The organism is Streptomyces sp. NPDC007162 (assembly GCF_040634175.1).
In the GTDB taxonomy this organism is placed as follows: Bacteria; Actinomycetota; Actinomycetes; order Streptomycetales; family Streptomycetaceae; genus Streptomyces.
The window spans coordinates 1-3,147 of the sequence record NZ_JBEYFC010000772.1 but is presented as its reverse complement, the minus strand read 5'-3'; the positions used below and the strand labels follow the sequence as shown (position 1 = coordinate 3,147).

Here is a 3,147-nt window from a genome sequence, read left to right as displayed (position 1 = left end):
GCGAAGGGCTCGTGGGTCGCGAAGGTCAGCGACTCCTTCAGGTAGGCGGGCGAGGTCTCCGGGCCTCGCCCTTTTCGGTGCCGGGGTGGGGCATCCGGGGGCGTCGTCGATCGCCTTGCGGGTGCGCGTCTCGCTGGACGGCAGCAGGTGCCGGTACGGGCTGCGGTGCTATCCGTGCGGGTCGGGCAGCGGTGCCTGCGCGGGGGCGGGGGTCGTGGCGGTCGCCGGGGTCTCCGGGGTGTTGCGGGCGCCCAGTACGAGCAGGGCCATCAGGCCGGCGGCCAGGTAGAGCACGGCCTGCGCGTTCAGCAGCGGTACCGGGCCCAGGCGGTCGGCGAGCAGGCCCGCAAGGGCCATGCCGATGGCTTGCGCGCCGTTGGACACGGTGTAGAAGGAGCCGAGTGCCCGGCCCAGGTGGTCGGCGGGGACCCGCTGCTGGACCATCCCGAGCACCCCGGCGTAGTAGACGCCACCGGGCAGGCCCACCACGGCGAACAGTGCGACGTACACGCCGAAGGCGGTCGTGACCATCGGCGCGTTCCAGATCAGCAGCGCCAGTCCGGAGAAGGACAGCGCTCCCCAGGTGATCAGCGGCCTCGGGTGCACGCGGGTGCCCAGGAAGCCCAGCGCCAGGCCGCCCGCGATGCCGCCGATGCCCTGGATGCTGCGCAGCAGGCCGATCTCGGCGTCGGTGCCGTGCAGGGTGGTGGCGACGAAGACGACGAACAGAACGACGAACAGGCCCTGGCCTACGGCGCAGAGGATGGCCGCGAGGAAGGACACGCGCAGGCGGCGGTCGTCGGTGATCACCGCGACGCCTTCGCGCCAGTGCCGGAACATCCGGCCGAGGCCCGCGGCAGCCGCAGGGGCGGTCGCCTCGGCGCGCTGGGCCCTCTCGTCGGCCGCCGGGCCCGCGGACGCCGACGTGGCCATCGGTCCCGCCGGCGCGCTCCCTGTCCCGGCCGCCTCCGACCCGGGCCTGACCGGCGCGCGTTCGGGCCGGCGGATCCGGCTGACCACCCCGGCCGTCAGGAGCAGGCCGATGACCGAGCCCGCCGCCACCGGGCGCAGTCCCCCGGCGACCACGATGCCGCCGAGCAGACTGCCGCCCAGGCGGCCGAGGTTGGAGTTCAGGACGACCAGGTTGCTGGCCGCCGCGCTCTGCCCGGGCTCCACGAGGTCGGGCAGCAGCGCGTTCTTCGACGTCAGGACGAACTGCGCGCACACCGCGCGCCCCGCGATCACCGCGTAGACGAGCCACAACTGGTCGCCGGAGGTGACCGGAAGGAGCAGGGCCGCCAGGGCCGCGTGCAGCAGCGTGCAGACGAGCAGCAGCCTCTTGCGGTCGTACCGGTCCGCGGCGATCCCGGCGAGGGAGCCGACGAGGACGCCCGGGGCGAGTTCGATCAGGAAGGCGACGGACGTCGTCATCGCCGACTCGGTCATGCGGTAGACGAAGATCGGGATGGCGGTGACCAGCATCCAGTCGATGGTGTCGTCGAGCAGTCCGGCCGCCCATAAGGTGCGGAAGCGCGGGTTGCGTATCGGGGAGTTCGCGGAGTTCCGCAGGGGCTCGGCGGTTCCGGCGGATGCGGTCCGCTTCCTTCGGCGCGGTCCGGGGGTCAACTCTGCTCCTTGGGCCGGCGGAACGCCTGGACGCTGAAGCTGATCTCGGCCGCGTCGGGCGGCACGTCACGGCGGTTGGCGATGATGTACGGGCGTACCAGCAGGTCGATCACCGAGGTCAGGTGGAGGAGCTCGTCCGGCGTGAGGGCGAGTGCGTAGGAGTCGAACACCGCCGCCCGCTGCCACGGCTCCTCCAGTGAGCCGAAGTCGGCAAGGAAGTGCCGCACGAGACGGGTGAGTTCGCCCAGCTCGGCCCCGACGACCGCCGAGTGGGCGGCGAGCGACTCGGGGCCCTGGCCGTCCGGCAGGAAGTCGAAACCGGTGGCGACCGCGCGCCACGGCCGGTCGCGGGCGTCGGAGCCGTCCTCCGCCTCGACGCGCTCCACGAGTCCGTACCGGTGGAGCAGGCGGAGGTGGTAGCTGCAGTTGGAGGCCGAGTCGTCGACCGCCTCCGCGCAGCGGCTCGCGGTGTCCGGTCCCTTGCGCATGAGGTGGTGCAGCAGGCGAAGGCGCAGGGGGTGCGCGAAGGCTCCCAGGACGCGCACATCAGTGATCGGGACCCGTTCGGGGCGGGCCACGGAGTTCGCTCGAGATGTGAAAGACATCTTTCAATACTGCGCCGGGATGCCATCGGGCGCAAGGCCGCACCCCCGGGCACGCTCACATCGGCGCCATTTTGGGGGGATTTGCCGCTATCCGCTCGCACCAGGTACAGGGTGTTCGCCCGACTTGAAATATATATTTCACTGCGTGGAAACGACCGGACGACGTGAGGTCCTCCCCCTCGGGTGGAAATACGCGGGTGCGCGGTGAGATCCCCGGGGAATTCCTCTAGCCTGCCGAAGAGAACCCGACCACCGTCCCAGGAAGGGAATTCAACATGGCTTTTCCCACATCGAGCTCGCGGCGCATCGGCGTGCTGTGCGGTTCGCGCGGCGGCCGTACGCCGCACTACGTGGAGATGGCGACCGCGCTCGGCGAGGGGCTCGGGCTCCGTGGTGCCGATCTGGTCTACGGTGCGGGCGGCGCCGGCATCATGGGCGCCGTCTCCCAGGCCGCGCACCGGTCCGGAGCCAAGGTGACCGGGGTGATCCCGCACGCGCTGCACGAGCGCGAGCGGGCGGTCGAGGCGTGCGGCGAGATCTTCGTGGTGCCCAGCATGCACGAGCGCAAGGCGCTGATGTACCGGCTGTCGGACGCGTTCCTGGTGCTGCCGGGTGGATTCGGCACGCTCGACGAGCTGATGGAGGTGGCTACCTGGAACCAGTTGGGATATCACCGGAAGCCGGTTGTCCTCGTCAATGTCCGGGAATTCTTCCAGCCGCTGATATCGATGCTGGACCGTATGTGCGAGGAAGGTTTCTTCACACCCCGGGAGCGTTCCATCGTCAAGGTCGCCGACGCTCCGGATGCGGCGCTCGACCTGCTGGGGCTCCCCCGCCCGGCGCCCGTGACCCAGTTGGCCCCCGCCTGAGCGGGAGGAAGGGTAAGGGGGTGGGCCCACACCGGTCGGTGTGGGCC

The 3,147-nt window shown here is 71.0% G+C and carries 3 protein-coding genes; 1 reads left to right on the top strand and 2 read right to left on the bottom strand.

The annotated features are described in order from the left end of the window. Positions 1-168 precede the first annotated feature (168 nt). Together ABZ646_RS43660 and ABZ646_RS43655 are read right to left on the bottom strand one after the other, a co-directional pair. Positions 169-1,626 carry an MFS transporter gene (locus ABZ646_RS43660; RefSeq protein WP_360532514.1) on the bottom strand — a complete coding sequence of 486 codons (1,458 nt, stop codon included), beginning with the start codon at positions 1,624-1,626 and terminating at the stop codon, positions 169-171. Next, positions 1,623-2,231 carry a helix-turn-helix domain-containing protein gene (locus tag ABZ646_RS43655; protein ID WP_360532511.1) on the bottom strand — a complete coding sequence of 203 codons (609 nt, stop codon included), beginning with the start codon at positions 2,229-2,231 and terminating at the stop codon, positions 1,623-1,625. Before ABZ646_RS43655 ends, ABZ646_RS43660 begins: the two co-directional genes overlap by 4 nt. 275 nt (positions 2,232-2,506) lie before the next feature. Between ABZ646_RS43655 and ABZ646_RS43650 the strand changes: the two genes are divergently transcribed. Beyond that, positions 2,507-3,100: a TIGR00730 family Rossman fold protein gene (locus ABZ646_RS43650; protein ID WP_360532508.1), complete on the top strand. Its 594-nt coding sequence runs from the start codon at positions 2,507-2,509 to the stop codon at positions 3,098-3,100. Positions 3,101-3,147 lie beyond the last annotated feature (47 nt).

Excerpts from the sequence above, each read along its gene's own strand:
- ABZ646_RS43655 (WP_360532511.1), bottom strand. The coding sequence starts at position 2,231 with ATGTCTTTCACATCTCGAGCGAACTCCGTGGCCCGCCCCGAACGGGTC.
- ABZ646_RS43650 (WP_360532508.1), top strand. The coding sequence starts at position 2,507 with ATGGCTTTTCCCACATCGAGCTCGCGGCGCATCGGCGTGCTGTGCGGT.